Annotated in this window: 23 protein-coding genes; all 23 read left to right on the forward strand. The window is 42.2% G+C overall.

Annotation, left to right across the window (positions count from 1 at the left end; genetic code table 11):
• Window positions 1-179 precede the first annotated feature (179 nt).
• Entirely contained in the window at window positions 180-3,305 is a 3,126-nt protein-coding gene (locus AACT23_RS09270; protein ID WP_094129926.1) for a PKD domain-containing protein, read from the forward strand.
• 301 nt (window positions 3,306-3,606) lie between these two features.
• Entirely contained in the window at window positions 3,607-3,855 is a 249-nt protein-coding gene (locus AACT23_RS09275) for a hypothetical protein (RefSeq protein ID WP_017044439.1), read from the forward strand.
• Window positions 3,855-4,400 (forward strand): type III secretion protein, encoded by a 546-nt coding sequence (locus AACT23_RS09280; protein WP_094129929.1) that lies wholly within the window; start codon window positions 3,855-3,857, stop codon window positions 4,398-4,400. Before AACT23_RS09275 ends, AACT23_RS09280 begins: the two co-directional genes overlap by 1 nt.
• The gene (locus AACT23_RS09285; RefSeq protein WP_094129932.1) at window positions 4,387-4,872 is read left to right on the forward strand and encodes a hypothetical protein; all 486 of its coding nucleotides are present in this window, start codon (window positions 4,387-4,389) and stop codon (window positions 4,870-4,872) included. The genes AACT23_RS09280 and AACT23_RS09285 overlap by 14 nt, the downstream gene beginning before the upstream one ends.
• 21 nt (window positions 4,873-4,893) lie before the next feature.
• Window positions 4,894-5,379: a tetratricopeptide repeat protein gene (locus AACT23_RS09290; protein WP_017044442.1), complete on the forward strand. Its 486-nt coding sequence runs from the start codon at window positions 4,894-4,896 to the stop codon at window positions 5,377-5,379.
• A gap of 106 nt (window positions 5,380-5,485) precedes the next feature.
• The gene (locus AACT23_RS09295; RefSeq protein ID WP_094129935.1) at window positions 5,486-6,673 is read left to right on the forward strand and encodes a hypothetical protein; all 1,188 of its coding nucleotides are present in this window, start codon (window positions 5,486-5,488) and stop codon (window positions 6,671-6,673) included.
• Window positions 6,674-6,797: 124 nt separating this feature from the next.
• Window positions 6,798-8,267, forward strand: coding sequence for a hypothetical protein (locus tag AACT23_RS09300; RefSeq protein WP_269146491.1), 1,470 nt, complete (start codon window positions 6,798-6,800; stop codon window positions 8,265-8,267).
• 15 nt (window positions 8,268-8,282) lie between these two features.
• On the forward strand, window positions 8,283-9,011 hold the full coding sequence (locus AACT23_RS09305) for a type III secretion system protein (RefSeq protein WP_094129938.1): 729 nt from the start codon (window positions 8,283-8,285) through the stop codon (window positions 9,009-9,011).
• A 39-nt stretch (window positions 9,012-9,050) separates the two neighbouring features.
• The gene (locus AACT23_RS09310) at window positions 9,051-9,602 is read left to right on the forward strand and encodes a hypothetical protein (protein WP_019281260.1); all 552 of its coding nucleotides are present in this window, start codon (window positions 9,051-9,053) and stop codon (window positions 9,600-9,602) included.
• Window positions 9,592-10,005, forward strand: a complete 414-nt coding sequence (locus AACT23_RS09315) for a hypothetical protein (protein ID WP_017044447.1) — start codon at window positions 9,592-9,594, stop codon at window positions 10,003-10,005. Before AACT23_RS09310 ends, AACT23_RS09315 begins: the two co-directional genes overlap by 11 nt.
• Window positions 10,006-10,010: 5 nt before the next feature.
• Entirely contained in the window at window positions 10,011-10,586 is a 576-nt protein-coding gene (locus AACT23_RS09320; protein ID WP_094129941.1) for a hypothetical protein, read from the forward strand.
• Window positions 10,587-10,883, forward strand: coding sequence for a hypothetical protein (locus AACT23_RS09325; RefSeq protein ID WP_017044449.1), 297 nt, complete (start codon window positions 10,587-10,589; stop codon window positions 10,881-10,883).
• Between the two features lies 1 nt (window position 10,884).
• Window positions 10,885-12,711, forward strand: coding sequence for a hypothetical protein (locus tag AACT23_RS09330; RefSeq protein ID WP_094129944.1), 1,827 nt, complete (start codon window positions 10,885-10,887; stop codon window positions 12,709-12,711).
• A 127-nt stretch (window positions 12,712-12,838) separates the two neighbouring features.
• Window positions 12,839-13,435 carry a hypothetical protein gene (locus tag AACT23_RS09335; RefSeq protein WP_094129947.1) on the forward strand — a complete coding sequence of 199 codons (597 nt, stop codon included), beginning with the start codon at window positions 12,839-12,841 and terminating at the stop codon, window positions 13,433-13,435.
• The gene (locus AACT23_RS09340) at window positions 13,432-15,321 is read left to right on the forward strand and encodes an FHIPEP family type III secretion protein (protein ID WP_094129950.1); all 1,890 of its coding nucleotides are present in this window, start codon (window positions 13,432-13,434) and stop codon (window positions 15,319-15,321) included. The genes AACT23_RS09335 and AACT23_RS09340 overlap by 4 nt, the downstream gene beginning before the upstream one ends.
• Window positions 15,322-15,332: 11 nt before the next feature.
• Window positions 15,333-16,373, forward strand: coding sequence for an EscU/YscU/HrcU family type III secretion system export apparatus switch protein (locus tag AACT23_RS09345; RefSeq protein ID WP_017047171.1), 1,041 nt, complete (start codon window positions 15,333-15,335; stop codon window positions 16,371-16,373).
• Complete coding sequence (locus AACT23_RS09350; protein ID WP_019280819.1) at window positions 16,357-17,115, forward strand: OmpA family protein; 759 nt, start codon at window positions 16,357-16,359, stop codon at window positions 17,113-17,115. Before AACT23_RS09345 ends, AACT23_RS09350 begins: the two co-directional genes overlap by 17 nt.
• Window positions 17,105-17,500 carry a hypothetical protein gene (locus tag AACT23_RS09355; RefSeq protein WP_019280818.1) on the forward strand — a complete coding sequence of 132 codons (396 nt, stop codon included), beginning with the start codon at window positions 17,105-17,107 and terminating at the stop codon, window positions 17,498-17,500. The genes AACT23_RS09350 and AACT23_RS09355 overlap by 11 nt, the downstream gene beginning before the upstream one ends.
• Complete coding sequence (locus AACT23_RS09360) at window positions 17,487-18,491, forward strand: hypothetical protein (RefSeq protein WP_094129953.1); 1,005 nt, start codon at window positions 17,487-17,489, stop codon at window positions 18,489-18,491. The genes AACT23_RS09355 and AACT23_RS09360 overlap by 14 nt, the downstream gene beginning before the upstream one ends.
• 12 nt (window positions 18,492-18,503) lie before the next feature.
• A complete protein-coding gene (locus AACT23_RS09365) occupies window positions 18,504-19,154 on the forward strand; it encodes a hypothetical protein (protein ID WP_094129956.1) in 651 nt (216 codons plus the stop codon).
• 5 nt (window positions 19,155-19,159) lie between these two features.
• Entirely contained in the window at window positions 19,160-19,375 is a 216-nt protein-coding gene (locus AACT23_RS09370; protein WP_019280815.1) for a FliM/FliN family flagellar motor C-terminal domain-containing protein, read from the forward strand.
• 189 nt (window positions 19,376-19,564) lie between these two features.
• On the forward strand, window positions 19,565-20,128 hold the full coding sequence (locus AACT23_RS09375; protein ID WP_019280814.1) for a winged helix-turn-helix domain-containing protein: 564 nt from the start codon (window positions 19,565-19,567) through the stop codon (window positions 20,126-20,128).
• A gap of 291 nt (window positions 20,129-20,419) precedes the next feature.
• Window positions 20,420-23,895: hypothetical protein (locus AACT23_RS09380; protein ID WP_255211894.1), on the forward strand; the 3,476-nt coding region annotated here is incomplete at its 3' end.

Genomic DNA, 23,895 nt, shown 5'->3' on the forward strand with positions numbered 1-23,895 from the left:
TCGATGGGGTGTATTACAAGTCATTTTTTGGTTTAACTATCTGATTTGTATTTGTTTCATGATTATTCCACTTTGTTCAATAGTGGTGTGGAGATGAGTTCGCTAAGTTACTTAATTGTCACTCAGTGATTTTTTAATCGGCATACTCACACACTATTAAAGGAGTTTTAAGTATCCATATGAAACAAAAAACGATTAGTTTGCTCATATCAGCAATACTGCTTTCGCCACCGTTACTGTCGGTACCCACTGTCAGCGCAGAAGTGCAACGTTCGACAAGTGTCAAAAGCGAATCAGTAAGCAGCTCTGTCTCGATGGGGTCGGTTGATACTTGGTATTCCCAAGGCGAAATTTTATTAACGAACACTTCTGGCCAGTCTCTGGACTTCAATGGGGCTGAGATTTGGCTCGTTGCGGATAAAAATATCAGCATTGAGAATATTTGGGGCAGTACTGGGTTCTCAGTTCGTCGCCAGCAAGGTAACACGTTCATCTTTAAACATGACAGCACGTCGTTACCTCTTTCATCTGGCAATTCCATTAAGCTTACTTTTGGTGTGGATGCTGCGGATGGCAACTCGGTTGATGCCAATGATCTCCATGTAGAAAAAGTGATTGTGAAAAATGACCCCGCGATGCAGGGTAAAATAGAGATCGTCGCTCCCACGTCGCCTCACTCTAGCCTTAGCAGTGCTTCTGTTCAAGTCGAAGGGCAAAGCTATAGCGAGACAGTTTCAGTACCATGGGGGAGTACGTTTACCTTAGATCATCTTAGTGATGGTGAATATCAGTTGACAACATTGGATGTCAGCAGTGAGTTTGGGCTTGCTAACGCAGTGTCACCAGTGATGAGTGTGACAGTAAACAGTGAACAGAGCCCAGCAAGTTCTCAACTTCAATATAATGCATTCATTTACTATGCGGGTATAAATTTGACCTTGCCTGCATTAGACAGTATCGCAGGAAACCCAACCACAGATGTTGCAATACACCAAGCGGGAAGTGAAGAGGTTTTGCGTAGCGTTACTGTACCTTTTGGTAGCCAATTTGATATCACTAAGTTGTTGGATGGCGATAGCTACGATCTCTCTTATGCTCCCGTCACTGTGAATAATTCGGTGTATCAATTGCAGCCAAGTTTGGGTGTGACAGTCAATAAAGACAGCCTAATGCCCGTTTCGCCTGACGTTGATGTATCGCAAGTTGCGACCGACGGTTTTCGCCAAGTTGAAGCGCAAATCACAGGTCTCCCTAGTGAAGCGCTACCCGTTATGGTCAGCTTAATGGCGCGTGATGGTTCTGTAAGCTACCGTTACGAAATTTCTCGCCATAATGAAATCTTGCCAGAGAGCATCAAGCCTGGTGATTACTTAATTCAAATCGAACCTGTTGCCACCGATGAAACCCGTTATGCGTATGAAGGGGATAGTGTGGTGACTATTGATGAAAGTCTTTCACCGTTTGCGCTGGTTCTGCCATTTCGCGAAAGCATGAGTTTAGCGGTCAAAGGTTTCCCGGATTTTGTTGCTAACGGTACGGTTACCAATGATGGAGAACAGGTAACCAGCGCAATTGGCGCAACCAGTGTTGATGCCATTTTCAAATATGCAGGCTTCAGTGGTTCAGGTGACCCGGGTGTTATTTTGCAAAAAGCGGAGCTACCTTTGCACCGGACCTATCAAAATGCGCAGACGGCGTCTCAAATTTCCGGTAAACACGTATTACCTGTCATGGTGGTATACACCGCCAATGCGAGTGGTGGTGCATCGTTTGGAGATTTGGAAGATAACGATACGCTTTATAAGCACTATGCGACATTTATGACTCAAGCCACCGCCGCTCAGGAATATGCTGCTGGTGACGGATCTTCGCCTATGTCTTTCGTGTTGAACCCAGATTTCTTAGGTGAGCTGCAGAAAAACCCGGAACACGTTGAGCGGTTGAATGAGCAGGGTGCAGTGAAAGTTAATGAACAGCTTGCGCATGCACTTCAATACATGCAAGACACTTACGGTTATACGCTACCCACCGAGTTACCGACTTTTGACAATACATTGACGGGGTACATTGCATCTTTGAACTTCATCATGAAAGGGATGGCACCAGATGTAAGCTTTGGCTGGCAGATTAACTTATGGGCTGTCGGCAGCGCTAACTGGATCCACAGCACTGAAGATGATTCTCAGAATACGGGTAAAGATGTCGCTGATTTTGTCAATTCTCTTCAAGTGTATTCAGGTAATTATGTGCCAGATTACATTGTGTTTGATAAATACGAGCGTGATGGTTTCGGGTCAGAAGCGATTGCAAACTACGCTTATAACGCCACCAGCTGGACTCGTTATCTCTCTTATGTGAAAACCATCAGTGGCGGCGTTGATGCCCCAGCGATGATTTGGCAGATCCCCGGTGGACACATGCCAACCGTTGATGAAAGTAACAGCATGATCATGGAAGAGCATGAAGCGTCCGGTGGTTCTTACTTTATGGGAGACGCACGAATTGGCTCTGACATTAGTAAGATCCGTGCTGGTTTACTCGATAAGCCACTGAGTGCGAACATCTATAACGGCGCAAGTAATGTGGGCGAATTGCTGGAGAAAGATGCTGGCTATGATTGGTCTAACGCTGGGATACAAGATTTACCTAAGAATAACGTATTCGCGGTTTTTTGGGGCGGTGGTTCGACAACGGCCGTAGTTTCTATCGGCTCCAATGGTTCGGATAACGGTTGGTTACAAAGCAAGGTGGATGCTTATGCACAAAACCCAGTTTGTTTATCTGGCCATGAGTGTGACGGCTCCATTACGGGGGGAAGTGGTGGTGTGACACCACCTCCGGGCAATAAGCCGCCAGTCATTCAACTTGCTCCTTCTTTTGAAGTTAAAAGTGGTGAGTCCGTTACGATCACTGCAACCGCAAGTGACCCTGATGGTGATACGGTAAGCTATCAGTGGACAGTACCAGCTGATGTCGTCGTCATTGGTGATATGAGCAGCAATACGCTTCAAGTAACAGCACCAGTCACTGCATCCGACATCACGTATACCATTGGTTTAGACGTTTCTGACGGTGAGATCTCTACAACCAAAGCGACACAACTGATTGTAACCGGTGATGGTAGCGGTGGCGGTGATGATGGCCTCTGTGCGGATATTGCCCCGTTTGTACAAGGCCAATATCAACCCGGCGACCAAGTTACATATGAAGGGAGTTTGTATAAAGCGGAACGTTGGACTGATGGTGATAAAACGCCAACTACTCCTTATGCCGGTTGGGCGCTTATCGGTAGTTGTAATCGTTAATTAAAACCCGAAGCTCCCTGTTTGATGGGAGCTTTTTATTGAAGCTATGGCATCTCGCTTTTACCTCTGGGGTTATCACGAATCAATGCACAAGCCGTCGTAGAGAAAAAGGCAAGTACTATTTTTGGGGAAACGTGCAGATAGGCTGGATAGTTACATTTATTCTCTTTTTTTCAGAATGATTCCGTTTTATCCATTGGCATGTCCACAGTGTTCCTCGCTAGGATACTCAGTATTACAGCACAGTGTGCAAGAGTAAGTTTCAAGTTCAAATTATTGTATTATTTTGTGGGAGTCGTTTATGACAGGTTTAAATATAGAGCAGATACAACCTTCTGTTTTGGAAGATACGTTCAATAACATAGGGAAAGGGTTTCAAGAAATCTTAGATTCTCTTGATAAAGCAAATGCTAATGGTAAGGCGCTCACCGTTCAAGATACGCTATCACTACAGCAGTCGGTTTTCCACTATACAATGTTCCAAGAAACGGTGACTAAAATCGCTTCAAAATCAGCGAACGCGATCAATGAAGTGACGAAGGCTCAGTAATGAATAAGCTGTATGTCTTGTTGTTGCTTTTTTTATTTGGCTGTGGGGAGCAAGGTTCTACACAAATTGCTAGCTTTGAGTCTGCTGACATTGCCAATAAAGTCATTGTGATGCTGTCTCAATACCAAGTACCCGCAACGCTGTCGACGCAAAAAGAGAACTTTTTGGTGTTTGTTGATGAATCAGCCGAGGAGAAAGCTCGTACTTTATTGACAAAATTTAATTTCTATTTCCAGCGTGAAGATCTCAATGACCTTCTTGAATCCAAATTTGCCAGCTTAAGCAAATTAGAAATGGTAAAAGGCAACTTATTAGAAAGCCGAGAGATATTTAACAAGTTGAGCGTAATTCCAAACGTATTGCGAGCAAGTGTAGTGGTTACGGGTGATGTAAACAAACGCGTTTCAGTACTCATCATGAGTTTTCAAGATATTGAACAAGAAAACAAAAATAACATTGAACGTTTTTTAAAAGGACTGGTTTCCGAAAAAGACACGTTGACCATTAGCTATTTTGTTCAGAACGTTATAAATGAAAATATCTAAAAAACGTCATCAAAAACTACTTCATTATTATCTGAGTAAAAGGATCTTGTCTCAAGAGGTGTTCTCCGTCTTAACGTCTTTAACGGAAGAAGAAATTGAATCTTGGCTTTCTATCTCTAAATTCAAAGTCAGAGAACACGTCTTACGTTTGGGGTTAGTACTGGAGTACCAAAAGTGTCGGCTAAGTAATGAAAGTCAAAACTTCGCATCACTGCGGAAACAATTAGGGCAAGAATTATACCTTTGGTCAGACACTGTTGGCTTTAACCAGATTCCCAGCATGTCATCAACGTTGTTGTCTGGATTGGTGTTGTTGACTGAATACAACAACAGGCAGGCGATCGTATGGTCGATTCGATTGGGGCTAGATATTCCAGAAACATCGATTGACATTAAATATCCTTATCGCTTAACGGGTGTGATGCATAGAGCGATTGGTTCTTCATTAAGCCGAGCTAAAGTAGCTAGATAATCACAGTTCAGGACAAAGAATATGAAAGAAACAACCTTTGATTTTGTAAATAATGAAGAAGAAAACTTGTCTCTACTGGATAGCAAAGGTATTGAGCAGAAGCTGGCAAAATTACGTCAGTCTAAAAAGGTAACGGTGACGCAGCTTAAAGAAATTTATGATTTGGGTGTTAACTTCTACAACCAATTACAGTTTAAAGAGGCCGAAATTGTTTTTTCTGCTTATACCTCGCTTAATCCTTATGATCACCGTGGTCCCGGTTGTTTAGCGGCGATCTATTTAGAAAAGGGACAATTTAAAAAAGCGCTGGATATACTCAATGTATTAAAAACGTACCCTACCAATGATTTGGATGAAACGGTGTTAAATATTGCGTTATGTCATTATAAGTTAAATGAACATCTGCAAGCAGCGGCAATGTTATTAATTGTACAAGTTCAAAATTTAAATGAATTTTACGAAAAACGTTATGCCTACTTGCATCAACAGTTGCAACCCTATATTTAATAGGCTGATGGTTGAATTAAATTATAGCTTATGTTTGATGTGTTTGCTTTATGTGAACATTTTTAATATCAAATAAGAAAAATGAAATGGAAAAATAGGAGCAGTCATGCAAGTTAATTTATTTAATAGACCACTTCAGTCGTTTAATGTTCAAGACCAACATGATGAAGCGCACAACATCTCATTAGAGAAAAACCTTAAGACTCTTGATAAAGCACAGGCTGAATTATCTAAGATTGATAAGAAAATTGCGTCATTGAATAAGCAATCGGCCAGCGTTGAAACGTTAGCAATGCTCGCAGCACAACAAAAGCAAGTCGTGTTGGCGATGTTACGTGGAAACCCAGAAATGGCCATCGCGGCACTATTAGCTCAAGGCATTGAAGGGTATGGAGATCAATTAGCGGACATTCAAGCATGGACGAACGGTGGCGCTGCGATGTTTGATGCGGCTATGTCGGAGATGTTTGATAGCTTAGTCGCAAGTGGATCAACCGACGGCTATACACTGGAAGATTTATTCCAACTTGCAATTATGGATTTTATGTCTCATGAGTACCCATCTACATCGGTACTGGATTCGATTATGGGGCATTTCCTTGAGAGTACTGGATCCGGATCTCATGGTTACCACGAAGGCTGGGATGGGGATGGTTTCGCCAGGGAGTCCGATGCGTTGTTTGATCATTTATTAAATAATGCGCCAGCGGGTAGCTTGTGTCATGACATTCTGACCTACATGAATGGTACGTGTGGTGGGAAAAGCGCTTTAGCCAATCAGCTTCGAAATAATTTTGATAATGCGGGGGGCTTTGTTTGTGACAGTACTACCTACCCGTCAGGTATGGGGCTCTCCCCAATGTTACGGTTTGCGATAATGTCAGGTTATCTTGCTGCTAACCCTGATATTGACCAAGCTACGATTGAAATGTTTTTAACGATGCCGATTGTGGATTTGAATACTTTCATTAGTGATACGACGACATACTCTTCTGCAATAGAGTTTCTTTTTGATAATGATGGTTATCCTGGTAACGATGGTTCTGGTACTCCATTGGGTTGGCGCCCTGCTGGTCCTCAAAATAATCATGCAGTTATTGACTGGAATGGTAACGGCCTGTCCTTGCCGTATTTTGAAAATTTATACGCCACTTTCCCCGCTCGTGAGCTAACAAAAGAAGAATTAAAGGAAGTGAATCGCATTGGCGATCAGATCCAAATGCTGCAAGAAACCTTGAAATATTGGTTATCGATAATGCGTGATGAACAGTTAGCTGCGGCACGGAATATTTAAGCCTAAGAATCCAATAAAATAAAAGGGCATGCCACTGCCGGGGGACATGCCGCTCGTGCCACGAGAAATGTGTTGCTATCAAAGAGGACGCAAAATCCCGGCTAATAACATGAAGGGAAAACTCATGAGTACATTCATGAATACCATCTCAGCGCCGGTCTATGTCAGCGCAGTAGAAGATGAAAGCCAAGATGTTCAACGTCAACCTGCGCAACGTGCAGCAGTAAGTGATATGACGCCAAATCAACCACTTCCTGGTAGTGCAGTTTCACTTAACGCGTTATGGCGTTTGATTGAAGATGCAATGAAAGAAGTGGCCAATGCGACCTCAGGGACTGGTAAAGAGAACTCTGCGGCGAAAAAATCACTGATTGATGTGCAAAAAGAGTCGCAAATTAAGCAGCTTAAAGATCGTGAAAAGCAGATTGAAGACCAGAAAAAAGCGCAAGCGAAACAGAGTTTTTGGAGCAAATTCACGATGGCTTTGGGTTTCATTGCTGCGATTTTGATTGCACCGTTTAACCCTGTGATGGCGGCCATTATGATCGTTACTATGGTTGCGTCGATTGTCATTCCTAAAATTGCCGATGAAATCATGAAATCGGCAGGTGTTCCGCAGAATGTTCGAGATAAAGTCAAAATGGGGCTTGAAATCGGCATTGGCATCGTTGGTATGTTGGTCAGCTTTAACCCCGCGCAATTGGTTAAGAATGTGGCCAAAATGGCTGCGGATACGGCGATAAAAGCGGCGACGATGGTTGAGCGCACTGTTGTTGCTCTACGCAGTATGTTGGTGAATTTAAACCCAGCTAAATTAGCGGCAATGCTCGGTAAGTCTGCGGCTAGTAGCGCTTCGAAAGCGACTAAGTTGTTAGATACAGCGATTGATGCGCTTAAAGCTTTTAAAACAACCGCACTGACGGCGACTAAAGAGGCGCTATCTAAAGCGGCTGATAAGGTTGCTCAGGTTGTTGAGCATGCATTAAATGCGATTAAACAGATGAAAGCCACCTTGCTTAAAGCGTTAGACAGTGCGGTTGATAGTATTAAGTCAGCAGGTTCAGCACTGAAAGAACAGCTAACCAGCTTAAGCAAAGCTGTCGATAAAGTATCGGCGTCTATTGATGACTTACTCGCCAGTCTGAAGAGTTTAAGTCCTTCAAACTTGATGAATAAAATGTCGCAAATGGTCGATAAAATGTCTGATTTGCTCAATTCACTCAAAGCGATGCGCCCAAGTCAATTGGTGACTAAAGCCAAGCAAATGCTGGATGATGTCGCAGATGCACTCAAAGATTGGATGACGAACAGCGAGAAAGTCGCTCTGCGTACGACTCGTGTGAATCAGGCTGTTGAGGTGAGCTCAAATGTTACGTCTGTCGTGAGTATGGGTTATGGCATCAAATCTGCCGATATCAGAAAAGATATGGAGATTGCACAAGCAAAACAGGAAGCATTGGAGACTCAAATCCAACAGATCTTAATGATGCTTTCTCAAGCGATGCGTGCCGTCACTCACGCCTTTGAATCACTGTCTAAAACCAACAGCGATTTCCGTGAATTTAACGATAAAATGATTTCGACCCATATGTAATCTGGAGATAACTAAATGAGTTCTATTGTATTTAATACCCAACCTTCGGATATTACATTTGCTGAAAAATCACACGCTCGAAACGCAGTAGTGGTTAATGAAAAGCAGTGGAATAGTTACAGTGAGAAACTGGACAAAGTTGAAACAGGCTCAGTTTCAATGAGTGACCTTCTGGCTTTGCTTGCTCAAATCATTGAATCATCTCAACGTTTACGTGCCCAAATGATGCAAAATCGCATTACTGAAGCGGTGGCGACGAGTGATTTAGCGGTTAAGCTTTCGGGCGATAAATGCAGCGACGCACAGCGGAAATTCGGTATTACACTTGCCGCTTCCGTTGCGACGATGGCCATGTCTACGGCGGCAACAGTACGCATGGGTCAGAGCAAAACATTGAAAGATAAGCATGTTACGGATTTAACGAAAGGTAAAAATACCTCAGTGAGTTCATTGGATTCACGCTCGGTGAATAAGTTTACCGCTAATCTGCAAGAAGGCCGTACTGCCAAATACCGTTCTGTTTCACAAATGAGTGAAATGGCCAGCAGTATGGTAGGTAATGTCAATGAAATGCAACATGCCGATCAAGTTCGCAAGCAAGAGGAAACTCAAGCGAGCAAAGAGTTGAAAGAGAAATTTGACTCACAACTTGACCAGTATATTCAAGATTTAACCCAAGAAGCGGTGAAACTGAATGAGATCTTGGATTCAGTAGCCAAAGCAAGCTTGGTACACAACCGATAACCGGAGTAGGAGCGAGCTTCGGCTCGCTCTATTTTATCTATGCGTAGTGTGTCAATTTCTATTTTAGCGAAGACTGAACGGGTCTCAGATGTTTCTCCGACAAAGCAAACTCGTGAAGATAATCAGCCCAAGCGAGTAAGAGATGTAAAGCAAGCGGAAAAACGAACGAAGAAACATCCACGGTTGTTTCGCATTCGGCGTAAGTTGATGACGCCTCAGCATCAACGCCAGTTTGCTAGGATGTTGAACAGTTATCAATTAAAAGCATTAAGAGATTGGCAAGGTTTTGCCGATACCATCACTGATATCAAATCACTCAATGATGCGCAGCACTTTATTTTGCAAGCCGCTCAACATTCAGAACACCTTTATCCTGCAGCTCTTCGTAACAAGATAAAACAATACCTCAATTCTTTGGGAGTTATGGCTGAGGAGATGGAAGCAGACAGTGGAACGTTGCAACAGTTAGTGGCTTATGAACATTATCTTGAAGGCCTACTTTCGTTGCTGGCATTGTGCAGGAAATACGATACACGAGAACGTAGCGGTCCGAAATTAGCGCGTAAAAAAGAACATGATGATGAAAAATAAGCAAACTCGCATGACCCATTGTCAATTAGAAAATAAGTCACTGGATCCCTACGAGATTTTGAAAAGTAAATCTCAACGTTTGAGTTGGAATCGCTTATCGGATGCCGAGATCTATCTCGATAAGAAAGCTGTGGTTTCTTGGTTTGAACGACTAAGAAATTATTCAGAAGGAACCGTTAAGGCCATTATTGTCGAAGGAATTCTAGAAAGTCAGTTCCACAACATTACTTTTATTCTGCGTCTTGTTCAGAGCCCGGATTTTAAAACGATGACCTCAAAAGAGAGTTATCAGTTGTTGTATGAGATGGTGTGCGAAATACCACAAGGTATCCGGGATTGGATCGACGAAAAAGATTATTTAATGAGCCGCGATGTACTTGCGCTCCTTTCACGAAATCGGTGACGAGTATGAAACAACAGACAACAGTAACGGTAGAAGCCCGTTATCAATTGACATCAGAACTTTGCAGACAAATCAACAACGTTGCAGGGCATCAATTTGATAATCAATCGATAACGCTTGATTTTATTGCCCCCCATTTTGCGCCTGATTTTGCCGAAGATTTGCTGGAGATTCGTGTTATGCACATCGGAATCGAAGCGAAAGGTTATGTTCGTGCCTCAGAAGCGGAACGCTTGATTGGCGTTGAAGTGAAGTATTTAGACAACGATTATCTCGCCTACTTAATGACGCAAACCGTAGCGTCGAAAGGTGTGCATTATCAAGGTTACCAGTCTTATCCGCATGAGTCGGGGATTGCTCCATTATTTGAATGCGTCCTAACCTGCGATGATTTGCAGGCCACGCTTTATTTGGATATTGCATCGTTGGATATTGATGATGATGGGCTTGAATTACAACCTATCCAGCTGTCGGAGGATCTGCGTTTGACGGTGAATTGGTCACCCTTTGAGACCTATCTTGATACTCAGGAGATCCTTGAGTTGTCTGATGAAGATTTAGTCTGGGTGTTTTCGAAATAAATGCCAGTGACACTCAACGAAATAGAGCAGTTTTTACTGCACATAGAACAGAATGAAGAGGTTGTATTTGAACAGTATACAAACTACTTACTTCTTCCTATCGTGCCTTTTTTTCAGTTGGTTCATGTACAGAATACGCAGCAGGTTATTAATGGCTTACTGTGTTTTGAGCCAGCATCAAATGGTTTTTTGATCCGGGTGGATGGTTATCTGACCTTAGCTTGTGAAGATCACAGCATAAGAGACGATGACCTTCGCCGCATCACTATTCAATTATTAGAGACAATGAGGTTTTAGTATGCCGCATCCAATTAGTCATATCAGTTCAGTATCACCAGCCCAATCTCTGCACTCTGCAACAGATTCTCCCGTTTCTTCGGCGAGCCCAGAGCCGTCTGCGCTTGGGAGTCAAGAGCCACACTTAGCGTCAAATCAGCCTCCACAGACTCCAGATAGTGCTTTACCTACCGCCTCAGTAATCGATGCAGAAGATCCTCCAGCAGAAAGATTGACAAGTTCTACCACTGACTCAGAAGCACAAGCGAATAAAAAGAAGACTCACAAAAAATCGAATCGATACGCTAATCAACCCAAAGCGAAAGCTCATATAGGCGCTTGTGCGTTTGGTGGTATTACCTTGGGTATTCTGGCAGGCCCGATAGGGCTAGTTTTTGCCGCCGCTTACATTAATGCTATGTGTGGAGCCATGTATGGTGGCTCAGAATATTTTACCGGGGATAAAACTAAGCATCCAAAAACAGAGCCAGAACCACAGCCTGAAAATACCCCCCCTAGGCACAGGCCAAATCCTAACTCGGTACCATCTGAAGAAGGACGTAGGCCCGATGAGTCAGACACCGAACAGGGAAGGGAACATGTTGGTCAACCGAATGCAACCATTGGTAGTAATAACTTTATTTTTGCTCCGACTAATATTTTTGCTCCAACTACCATTACTTCTCCAACCACTACGGAAGGTAATGTTTATTTTTTCCGTGAAGATGATAAAAATCATAAATCGACCACCGAGCAGAAAACGTCATCTACCGCTTCTCAAACCAACAATAGTTCACAAGGTTTTTCAACTTCGGGAGTAAAAAAAGTAGTCGGGGTGAGCACGCTAAATCGTCAGCAGGCAACTGCGGATAAACCAGCGTCAGTCGCGGCTGGTGTTGAGGAATTTTTTGATAGTTTTGATGGTGATACCGCATTACATGTTAGGTTTGATGATGGTGTAAATGCCTTTGTACACGCTCCTGAATCGATGACAAGTGGTATATTGACTAAGCATTCTCATCTTTTAAATAGGCCATCGTCGACGGTTGTCACTACAGGTAAAGAGAACGATCAAACTGATGCTAAGGAAGTTCAACACCCTAAAACGCCTCAACACCATCGAGCGGATGGTTTTGATCAAATGTTGGATGCGCAAATAACCCATTCACAGAATAGTGCGCGCCTAGTGGCTAATGAAGAAAAACCATCGATAGGTAAAAATGGCACTCATAGCTGGCAGCTACAGCAACAAGGAAGTTGGGAGTTAAAATCCATTGACTCAGTAAATGCTAAAACAGTTCAACAGCAGGGATTCGATAGAGCTGATGGTGTGCCAACTTCTTCAGGAAGTGCGTTCGAACGGCTTGATATGGAGTTAAAGAAACGTAATCCTCAACCATTTGACACTTTGCCGATGATTATGGCGCAAAACATAACAGAAAAGTTGGAGGTTATGCGAGAGAGCTCCGAGAAGGTGATGAAGCTAGAGCGACAATATTCCAAGCCGCTAGCAACTAAGGAGTTAACGGTGGAGACTTCTTCAAACCAGTGGACTAAAGAGATCACCGAAAACGGCCAATCTCGCTGGGTTAAACCAAAACAATCTTCAGGTAATGATAAAGTTTTGCTCACGGGTGGTGCAGTCAGTGGCCTAGGCCAAAACTATACTCAGGGAATTCGTAACAATTTGAAACCACTTGATGAATTGAAAATGGCGCATTTTCAACAGTTAAAAAAAAATATAAAAAATAATAATGAAGCTACACGACAAAGCGTTTTCCATAGTGGAGGGTTGGTTGTGGCAGGCCAGTCAGTCAGTGAGCGGAATTTAATTCGGGCATCAAATTAAAGATATCAAGAAATCTCATTCTTATTTTTAGACCAAATCAGGCTTGTTCAGATTTGGTCTTTTTTTTTCTTTTGTGGTTAAGCGAGAGTCTAATTACATTACGCTCAATAATGAAGTGAGGTGCACATTGTATATTGAAATTGAACCTGCAGAAAAACGCATTCCGCAAATCAGCTTGAAACGTAATCGAGATTCTAATGTTATTAAAAAAGCAGAGTTGCGTATTTACCACGAAGCGCGTGCTTTGCTGATGGCAATGGAAGAACGAGTGTCCGAATACCAAGCGATTGTGGAGCAGCAAGTTGTACAAATGATCCAAGACAAGGAACAGTCTTTAAACTCTCACATCAATGAAGCTTCTCAATCGGTCATTGATGGTTGGTTTGTCCAACAAAAGCATTGGTTAGATACGGCAGAAGAACGTTTGGAACATTTGTTGGCAGAACAGGAAGAAAGTTTGGCACTGTTGAAAGATGAAATAAAGCATTCAATTATTTCGGCCATCCAATCACGTCTAACAAAACTAAGTCAAAGCGATAACTTAATTTGCCATCTAATTGAAGTGCTGCATGGTGAAGTTGAGGATGAGATGAAGTTACTGAAGGTTGAGCAGGTTCGTGATAATCATGGTGTTACACTGACCATTGAAAACCAAGATAGCATCATTAGCATTAATACTGCTGAGTTGGTTAACGAGCTACACACTGGTTTGGGGCTGATATGATCCCGCTTCTTAAACGTTATCCAATACTGTTCAACCCGAGTAGTGTGATCATTACGCTGTTGCTGCCCACCATCATTTTGGTCACCTTGCCAGGCGTAGTGATTGATTCCCTTATTTTACTCAGCTTTATTAGCTCTATATTGCTGTTGGTCATCATGTTAGAAAACGATCAGCCTTTAAGAGTGACTTTTTTACCCACGGTCGTGTTGCTATTAACGACTTTCCGTTTATTGCTTTCAATTGCGACAACTCGAAACATTATTGCTAACGAAGACGTTGGCCATGTTATTGAAACTGTTGGTGAATTTGTTATGGGTGGCAACCTTATTTCAGGGTTGTTGATTTTCGTCATTATCACCATTGTTCAATTTTTAGTCGTCACGAAAGGGGGAGAGCGAGTTGCCGAAGTCGGTGCGCGCTTTTCACTGGATGCATTACCTGGTCGACAAATGACCATCGATGGCGACCTAAAAAGTGGCTTGATTAGTGGCGAACAGGCACAAAAACTGCGTGCCGATTTAAGTACGGAAAATAAGCTGTTTGGTTCTTTAGATGGGGCGATGAAATTTGTAAAAGGTGACTCGATAGCTGGAATTTTGATCAGTTTAGTCAACCTTTTTGGTGGGATTTACGTTGGTATCAACCAATTTGATCTCTCATTATCGGAAAGTGTCAGCCGCTTCTCTGTACTCACCATTGGTGATGGTCTGGTGTCTCAAATTCCAAGTTTGCTATTGTCCTTAGCGTGTGGGGTTTATTTAACGAGGATCAAAGGTTCTGAAGAGGAATCTCGTCCTTTTATCGGCCAATTGATGACGCAAATTCGTTCATTTTGGAAAAGCTTGTTGATCATCGGTGTCGTTATCTTATTACTCGGCGTATTCAATTTGGATTTATTGCATGTCTGTCTTCCTTTGGCGTTATTGTGTGCAATTCTCTCCTTTGTTTTGCGTGGTAAGCATGATGCGCCTGCGGCATCGATTACTTTCGATCCGAAAGGCAGTGGTGTATTCGAATCTCTCAAATTCGTTTTGCGTGATAGCCAGTCGCAAATGGTCATCCAACGTCGGCTGGAGTTAATCGAGAGCTCGATTTGGGGTCAACACGTAGGGATTCCGGCTATCATCGTTGATGAAGCACAACAGTTTGATATTGAAGTGTTTGTTTCCGACATTCGTATGTTTGGTTTTACACAATCTGATGCGGACGATTTGGTGGAGATCATGAATGACGATGTCTTTGTGCGTAACCATGATGTGCTGGTGAATATCGCGCAGATAGCAGACTATTTTTTGCGTAAGCGTTTAGTTGAAAAATACAACTTACAGTACACCAGCAACATCATTGCTGATCTGTCTAATGAAAGTGAAGTCATGAAGAGTGAAGTTGACGCGGCCATTGGGTTAAATCGCGTCCATGATGTATTGAAAGAGATGATCCGAGCCCCAGAGTTTTATCTTGATCGTATCAGTTTTTTTGAGGCCTTGATCTATTGGTCACGAATGGAGAACGAGCCCAAAAACTGGCTGACTCGTATTCGCAGTCAAGCTAAATATGAAATCACTTCGCGTTTACTCAATAAAGAAAATCAGATCCACGTTGCACTTTTAGAGCAACCACTCACGGAATTGATCGAATCATTTGTGATGGGTGAAATGGAAGATGTAGACCGATTGCTTGAAGTGCAACAAGAGCTTCGTGCTGAAGTTCTTCGCTTAACTACATTAAATGGTAATAAGCCGATCCTTGTGGTGAACGATAATGAGATAACGGCAGTGAAGGCTTTCTTCCAACAAATTGTTTCAACCATGCCCGTCTGCAGTCATGGTGACATTGCCGATTCCGCTTGTGTTGCTTCATCTGAAGCTTTGCAAGTTGCGGCTTAAGAGAATCCCACATGGAATCGACAGAACCCAAAAAATATCCGCCCACGGAAAAGAAACTGCGTGATTTGAAAAAAAAAGGACAGTTTCCCAAAACAGAACTCGCAGAACCAACGTTGGAACTGGTCGCTTTCGCTCTGATATTCAGTGGGATGCTTTTTCTTATGTTTGAGCATAACGATGAATGGTTTGAAGTGATCCTCTACGCTGACACTCAAGTTGGTTTTCATCTGGTGGTGTCGGTTCTGAGTTTATGTATCGGCAGCATATTCATGATAAAGCTGGTCATGGCCGTGATTAACTGGGTACTGATTAATAGCACGGTGATCAGTACCGAGTCGCTTGGATTCAAAATTGAAAAGATCCATCCAGTGACCGGTTTCAAAAACATTTTTGGTATAGAAGCGCTTTCGCGCGCCTTACGAAAGGTGCTAGAGCTATTGTTTCTGCTCTTTCTGCTCAAGTATGTTTTCGATATTACTGGCGGTGAATTAAACATGCTTAAAGAGACCAATAACAGTAGTGATTTCCTCTATAAGCTAATGTTTTATATTGCTTTTGTTTCAATGCTCTATGTCGTTTACGGTGTGTGTGTAGGCTGCGTCGATTTTTTAGTGGAGCGTTATCACTTTCATAAGAAAAACCGAATGACCTTTACGGAAATGAAAAATGAAATGAAAGAAACCGAGGGGTCGCCAGAAATCAAGTCTGAACGGAAACGTAAAATGCGCGAGGTCATGGATGCACCAATGGTGAAAGGGCGTCGTCCAACCTTTGCTTTGGCAAACCCTACGCACATTTTGGTCCCAATCTGTTATGACCGAAATATAGATCGTGCCCCTGTTGTATTGCAGATTTGTACTGATTCATTAGCTCAAGAGGAGCGTAAGCGGTTGCAAGAGATGAATGTGCCGATTATTGAAAATAAACCGTTGGCTCGTGCGTTTTATCGCAAGATGAAAAATGGTGAGGATTTTATTCCGAAGGAGTTTTACCGCGACGTCGCTATTATTCTTTCCGCACTTAAAAGGCATCAGAATGCAAAAAAATCATAAGGTGAGTTTTATTTTGGCAGGCTTGCTTGCTCTCACAGCTTGTAGCAATCAAATACGTGATGACAACCTAGCGCTGGATTATGACTGGGAACCGGATGTGTATAACCTAGTTTACTCTCATGTCGCTGATGCCGATAACCTGCGTTTTTGGGTACGTCGTGCACCCGAATATGATGAAGGCTCTCCCCACCAGCGCGGGTGCATTGAAATTGCCCAGCCTCAAAGCCCCAACCGTTTTTACATCGCTAACCTTAATACTTATGGGTTGATAGAAGTAAAGAACTGTGACGGCGATTATTTGGCATTTAGTAATTTGATCGCGCCCGAAAAGAGCCGCGCTTTTGATGTGTCTGCGTGGCAGCGTTCTTATGGCATCGTGGTTACAGAACTTGATGGTGCTCATTGGTTACTGAAATTTGAAAACTTATTTGTTGTCAATCAATACCAATTAACTGTGCAAGGTCGTCACACTTTGCTTGCGATGCTCAGGGAACTACAAACTCTCCCGGTGGAGAGCCTTTTAGTGTACGGCGTTGCTGATTCATCGGGCTCATATGCCAAGAATCGACAATTGTCCGATCAACGCTCGAGAGTGGTGCGCGAGTTTTTAATTGAAGAGGGGATGAGAAATATCCCTATTGATATTCGGGCAAGTGTTGAAAACGCCCTTCCAACAGCGCAAGAGCGAGTTGCTCAACGCCGTTTTATGATTGAGGTAAAGCTAAAAAACAATGAAAAATAGAAAATTCTCTTTATTAGTCAGTGAGTTTATTCAGTTCACTCAAGGTACGGCGATGAAAGTAGAGCTCGGTGACGCTTTAGCTTGCCACTATGGAAAGCGCTTGTGTCGAATTGAAGATGGCCAGCGCGTAGGTTTAGCTAATCAGTTGCTGATTTTGGTGGAAATGCCGGAATTGGCAACACAGCCTGAGTTGGCACTGCGTCTGAACGGTGAATTTCATCTTAGTCTTGATGGCTATTTGGCACAGCTTCGCCAAGGTGGTTTTCATTTCATCCGTCATCGGCCGATGACCGAATACCCACAAGAGCTTGTACGTTATTTGAGTGAGAGTGTCACGTTTGCAGAACGGTTGAGTATAGAGATAAAACAACATGTGGCTGATTGAGTTTGTTGGGGGCCATTTACAAGGAGTAACACTGCCGCTTGATTCATCACTTGAAATAACAGGGAATAAAGAGAGCCAGCACCCTGACGCGTTAATTACCCCTGAAAGTTTGCCAGCGGATATGACATTGTTGATTGAGCTCAAGGGGTCGGTTCCAATAATTAAAGGGTTCAATAAAAGTCATAAAGTGAAGCGGTTGATCGCCAATCGGGTATATCGTTTTAAGGGATTGAGTTTTTTTCTATATAAGGAAGGAGCGCGTAAGCCTTGTTTAAAGCGTTATCGTTTCAGAGAGTATCGTCCTTTAATTGTGTCTAGCCTGTTGCTCAATATTATAATGACGGCGCTTGTATTCTTGTTATTTCAAATGCAACAGCAAGCGGCAATCGTTGGTTATTTGCAACAGTTGGGATCGGGTTACCTCAAAGACGGAAAATTTTATGTTTTTGAAGAACAATCGCTAGTAGGTTTACCCAATAGCTGGCTTGAGAATATCAATATTGTGAGTTCAGATAATTATCTACAGGCCTCTCAACTGACTCTTGAATTAGTATCAGCATACTCAGGTCAACCTTTGGTTGGGAAATTAGTTCAACGTGAAGGACGAGATCAAATACGCGTTGAAACTAATGAAATAGATCATCAGGTTATGGCGTTATTTGGACAATATGGTCTTGAGTTCAAGAAACAAGGCGATGATTGGTTTGTGTCCAACCGAACCAGTGCGACTCGGCTTTTAAAAGAAGCGGGATTGAATCAGGTAATAAGCCGTGTGAAATCTCGTGAAGGTGAAGAGGAAATTATTGACGATCAAGCTTTTCCTTATTCCGTCTTTTATTCAACAACCGCAGGTCGTTACCTTTATGATGCACTTGACCGTTATTGGGAAGGTAGCGAGGTTCCATTGCTGGGAGTAATAGAAAGTATTAGTCCCAATAAAATAGTGTTCAAAGAGGGTTTAAAGACCCGAATATATTTAATTCAACCTTAGTAGGAGTATTGTATGACAACCATCAGCCCCGTTATGTCTACTTTTTTGGATACTGACGATAGAGCATCCTTAGATAGTGCCACAAGACGACTGTTAGATAGCGAAGTGGTCAAACGAGCCACAACTGGCCATCAGAGCAATCAGATTCGAAGCTTATTTTCATCCGGTACTAAAGATCCATTATCGTTAATTGATGATATTTTGTCGAAATACACGAGTGATCAAACATTGAGAGCTGATCAAGCGGCTAATGAAATTGAAAAGAAAGCAAATGCTATCGCAGAAATCAACCGTTTATGGGGCTTGATAATGCAAGATAACTTGCCGAATACTAACCCAACAAACAATGATAAAACACCGTTAGGAGATGGTGCTTCTGCTAGTTATCTAGACCAAATACAGGCAATTATCGCAAACGATTTGAATGATTCAAGAGGCATTGCTGCGATTACTGGCAAGAATTTAGCAGACTCAAAAACTCATCGAGTGAGTTATAACGATCTACAAGCAATGAATGCGACCATGACGGCATTCTGTGACACGATTCAAGTTGACCTAGATACCGAGCAACAACTGTTTAAAAATATTATGACGGACATCTCTTCTGCGCAAGAAGAAATTCGTGATATACGCAGAGCTATTGTTGCTATGGCGAAGGGGTAAAAATAATGAAAATTGCCATTGACGTTGTGATCGGCCATTGCACGATGACGTTAAGCGAACTCCATCAATTACAAAAGGGACAGATAAAATCATTTTCAGATTTCGTTCAATCGCAAGTGATGTTGAAAAGTGGTAATGAATTGATCGCAGTGGGGACTCTGGTCAAGGTCGATGACCAATACTGTGTGTCCATTGAGCAAGTAAATGCAATAGAAAGTTAATTTTTAAAAAGAAAGTTGGTGCCGTTCACTACCTTTCTTTTTATTCCGTGTTCCGTATCCTGTTATTATTAATGCATTAATTTTTTTTTGCAAAATAACACGTAATTCACAGGTTCACGGGGGTGCAATTTATCGGTTTTTGGTGGATTTAAGGACTTTAATTTCGAAAAAATAGAAGAGGGTAGACCTATGGAAAGAAATTATACGTTGGGAAAAGAAGTTATTTTTGATGCCCTGAAATGTGAAATTCTAGCAGATGAACAAATTGTTAGTCTCGGTAGCCGAGATGGTGCTATTTTAAAATTGCTATGTGAACAAAGTAATACAGTTGTTCTTAAAGAAGAAATTCATGAACAAGTGTGGGGGAAAGTATTAGTCAGTGAAACCTCATTGACTAAAGCCGTGTCAAATTTGCGTAAACATTTGTCATTGTTTGACGGAGTGACATGTGAAATTAAGACGGTTCCTAAAGAAGGGTATATGTTAATTACGGAGGTTCCATTTTCAGATTTATTATGGGTTGATATTCCTCCAGCAATAGAAATAAAACGTGTGACGAGTAGTGAACGAAAATTAGCGGCACGACCTACCTTGAGTGCTGTAAATAGATCGGATTCTTCGACAATGCAGATGGAATATAATGATTCATTTATTGATTTATTTGTTAGAGGTCATTTGGTTTTTTTTGTTGTCTTTTTTGCAGCGCTAATCGCTTCACTTTGTACGATCGGGTTTATGGTCCTCTGGTCGTGAATGGGCTGAATATTTTAAGTTTTATCTTAAAGCAAGTAGTAAGGTTAAAGGTATTTTGCTGCTTGTTTTGAGTGAGCACCATTTTTGTTTTTTTAGTTATAAGTGTTGATAGCCATTGTTGTTCTCTTTTTTTTAAAAAATATGTTATATGGCTATTAATAAGTAATTGTGCAGGCATAGATTGTATTTCTTATTCTACGAAGAAGAGTGGTAATCCCTATGGTTACGAATGTACCGGCTACGCAGATCAATTCTATTCATCAAGACATAAACGAAAACGAAAATGGATTAATGTTTAATCCTATTCGTCCAGATACTATTAGTGCTCAGCACTTTGTAGACCTTACCAGTGTTGATCAACCTCATGGTCTTAAAATGATGGCTTCAATTCAAGATGGTAAACTCATTCTAATCACGGGGAAAAACCGTGGTTTATTACGTGAGATGTGGCATCGTCGGCCATTCCATCATCGTAAAGCTGATTATTTATTCGCACCCATTGAAATCCCTAATAAGCGAATTACTCAACTTTGGATTGACAAAAAGCAAAATCTTCAAGCTGTTTATACGGATATAACGACGGGTAATACGCACTGTAACCACATTAAACTTATGCCTAAATTGACGAGTCAGGGTCAATTAGTTGTTGATGTTCATACATCGGCGAATACTGAAGTGACATTGGGAAGTGATAACACGCCACCCGTAACGCTCATGCTGAAAGGTGAACAGGAAGCAGATGTAAAAATTGATTCCTTAAACAATCGCAGATTAAGTGTCGCTAGTGGTAAGGCGCAATTGGCTCCACCCTTGTCAGACCAAGAATATATTCAGCACATCAAGCCTTGCGGGAAATGGTTACAAGTCACTATTGCAACCATTGGCGAAAATACAGGTAGACAACGAATTATTTATCTCGATACGCAACATTTGGAATTCCGAACAGAAACAAATGCATTACCTGAAAAATGGCAATCGGCGGTTTCTGATACGCCACCAATTGCTTTTGCGCATTTCGCGGCCAACAACAGTAGTCATTTTGTCAATGCTAACCCTTTTGTTGGCAACAAAGTGAAGCATATTGGCAATCAATTTGTGCCACTGTCTGGCTGGATTGATGGAATTAAGCATCGAGTCTCACGCGGCAACGAAAAGTGGCAACGAGGTAGAAAAGTCGATGCAGCTAAGTCTTATGCTAAATCGATTGATCCTGGGTTACATACCATGGCGTTATGGGGAAAACAGAGATGGAATCATCGCCATCTGCCCGCTGAAATTGTAATGGCTGAACAGCGTTTGGCTAAGCAGCTGAGTTTGAAGTCGTATTTAAGACATGAATGGAATAAGTGTTTTTTAACGGATGAATTTGATAAGGATAGATCACGATTAGATTCACGGCTTCGTGTTGCACTCAGTATTTCTTGCGTTGGAAATAACACTAGAGATAGCGATAAAATAGAAGAGCTAACAGCAGAGAAACTCATTCTTGACTCATTGAAATCGAGTGAAAAAGTGCTCGATCAAGTAGTGATTACCAGCGTGAGTGGTAAACGCTTAATGGATTCTGCCTTAAAAGAAAATATATCAATATTAAACAAACAGCTCTCGGATTTGCTTTTACACTCCGATGCTCAGAACTTATCAATCGAGCCTATCCACTCAATCCTACGGTCAATGCAGAATCAGTTAACAACATTGACAGATTCGACCCATTCTTCGTTTAAATATAAAGAGATTGACCTTTATCTCTCATATATTGAACGAACGCTGATCAATACTCGGCTTTATCTCGCCTGTCAGGGGGCTTCTGAATCCATTAAAATCCAAACAAATCCGATGGATACCCTAAAACATAAATTGTTGAACGAGAGAAGTGACGAGTTGAATAGTGCTATCCAAACGGGTTGTCCTTCGATGAAGGCATGGCGGTGTGCTAATAAAATACATTCTCGTATGGCTGAGTCACTAAACAACCAGCAGAATGGTTTGGGGAAAGTATGGACGCATGTTACAGGTAATCAAACACCCGCTCATCAGATCTTGGATCAAATCGTTCAGCGTATGCATGCCTTACCCAAGGGAGATGCGTTAACGTTAAGCGCACAGCAGGGGCTGAGCGGCTTTGCTGGAATTGCCCATTTTGGTTTACCTTTTGCCGGGGGCTATTTTGCAGGTGTAATGGCTTATTATGAAAAGCACTATGATTGTAAGTTAGTGGCTCTTGGTGATGAAAAAACGCAAATTCAGTTCGTTCGAAAAAAAGATAAAATGGCAACAGCGATGCTTGGTACGGGTGCGGGCATGGAAGACATTGCCAACCTGGTGAAGGATCAGTATGGATCTGTGGTGACTGTGTTGCCTTTTGAAGCAACCTTAGCTTTAACTGCGAAGAAAGAACATGAACAAAATTTCGCGTTTAATGTAAAAAATGCCGACTTATCAAAAACGCTAGGCTACCTCTTCAAACTCGAAGATGGGGATAAAGTTCTGCAAGAGTATCAAGATACGATAAGTCATCCCCAATATACGAGTGAGCAGACAAAAACACTTAAGGTGACGTTGGCCGAAAACTCTGAAGTTCGGCTGCAAAGGGGGATAAATGTGTCACCCAATATGTTTATGGTGGCACCACGGTCTTATATCAAATTTGGGGCCGATGTTTCGGTGGCCAGAGAGAATAAGCGCGTCACTAAAATAGGAAATGAGAGCAGTTTACATGTCCAAACTGACTACGTTGCGAGTTTAAATGTCTCCGCGGGTTCTGGAGTGACAGCGATGGTGTTTCCACTTGCTCCCCCCTATGCTTTCCCCACAGCAATCGATGAAAAAACGTTTGCAACCACCACCCCTAGTTTGGCTCAGCATGGTTATGTTACACGTTTTAACCAGTTAGGCAGCCATGAACTGCCTTTAGCCTCAATGCATGGCATTAATGGACCAATTGATGATACGCCTGCGGTCGTGCTCCAAAGTAGTAACGTGATACAAAACGATTGGATGACTCAGAACGACGTCAGCAGTAATGATCTCGATTTGTTACAACCCATTCAAACTGACCACCAAAATCATATTCAGTTGAACCAACTTTATCATTGGTTGAACACGAACGGTACAGGAGAAAAACAGCTACAAGCTAGGGGGGTAAGTATATTGACCAAATTGGCTATAGCAGAAAAAATGGGTTACCACGAAGTCAACAAAGAGATTGCTGCCGATAAAATAGAACACTTGAAAGTGAGTTATGATCAACGAATTCATTGGCGTTGTCGTTGGGCTGATAATATTCGTCGTCATATTCATATCAGACCTAAATATTCGCGTTCTCTTAGTCAGATAATTGGTGGTGAAACATCAGCTACAGGACGTAAATTTCTGCAAGAAATTAAAGCATCGAGCCAAAGTCAAAGCCAATTACTCAACGCAGGGCGAGAGTCTTTTGTGCAAGCGACGGCAAAATATCGCTTAGAACGAAACCAGTTAGATGTACTGACAAAGGAACTTGTTGAGCAACTTACTCGAAGTAAGAGCACCAAAGCTGCACACAAACTATTGGCTAAGTTCGATCAACAGCTTTCTCGTAGCAGCAAAGCGGATCGTAACCAGTTTCAATTGACCGAAATCGCGTTTCAGCGCATTTCTTCAATGAGCCGACATCCAGCGGGTATTCTCCCCATGATTAAAGTTAAACAAAAAAGTCAGATAATGATGACAGAGTCTCTCGGGGAGATAGTATTTACACCATCAAGCCCAGAGATGGATAAAAACAA

It is taken from the genome of Vibrio sp. V09_P4A23P171 (genome assembly GCF_963875615.1).
GTDB lineage: Bacteria > Pseudomonadota > Gammaproteobacteria > Enterobacterales > Vibrionaceae > Vibrio > Vibrio anguillarum.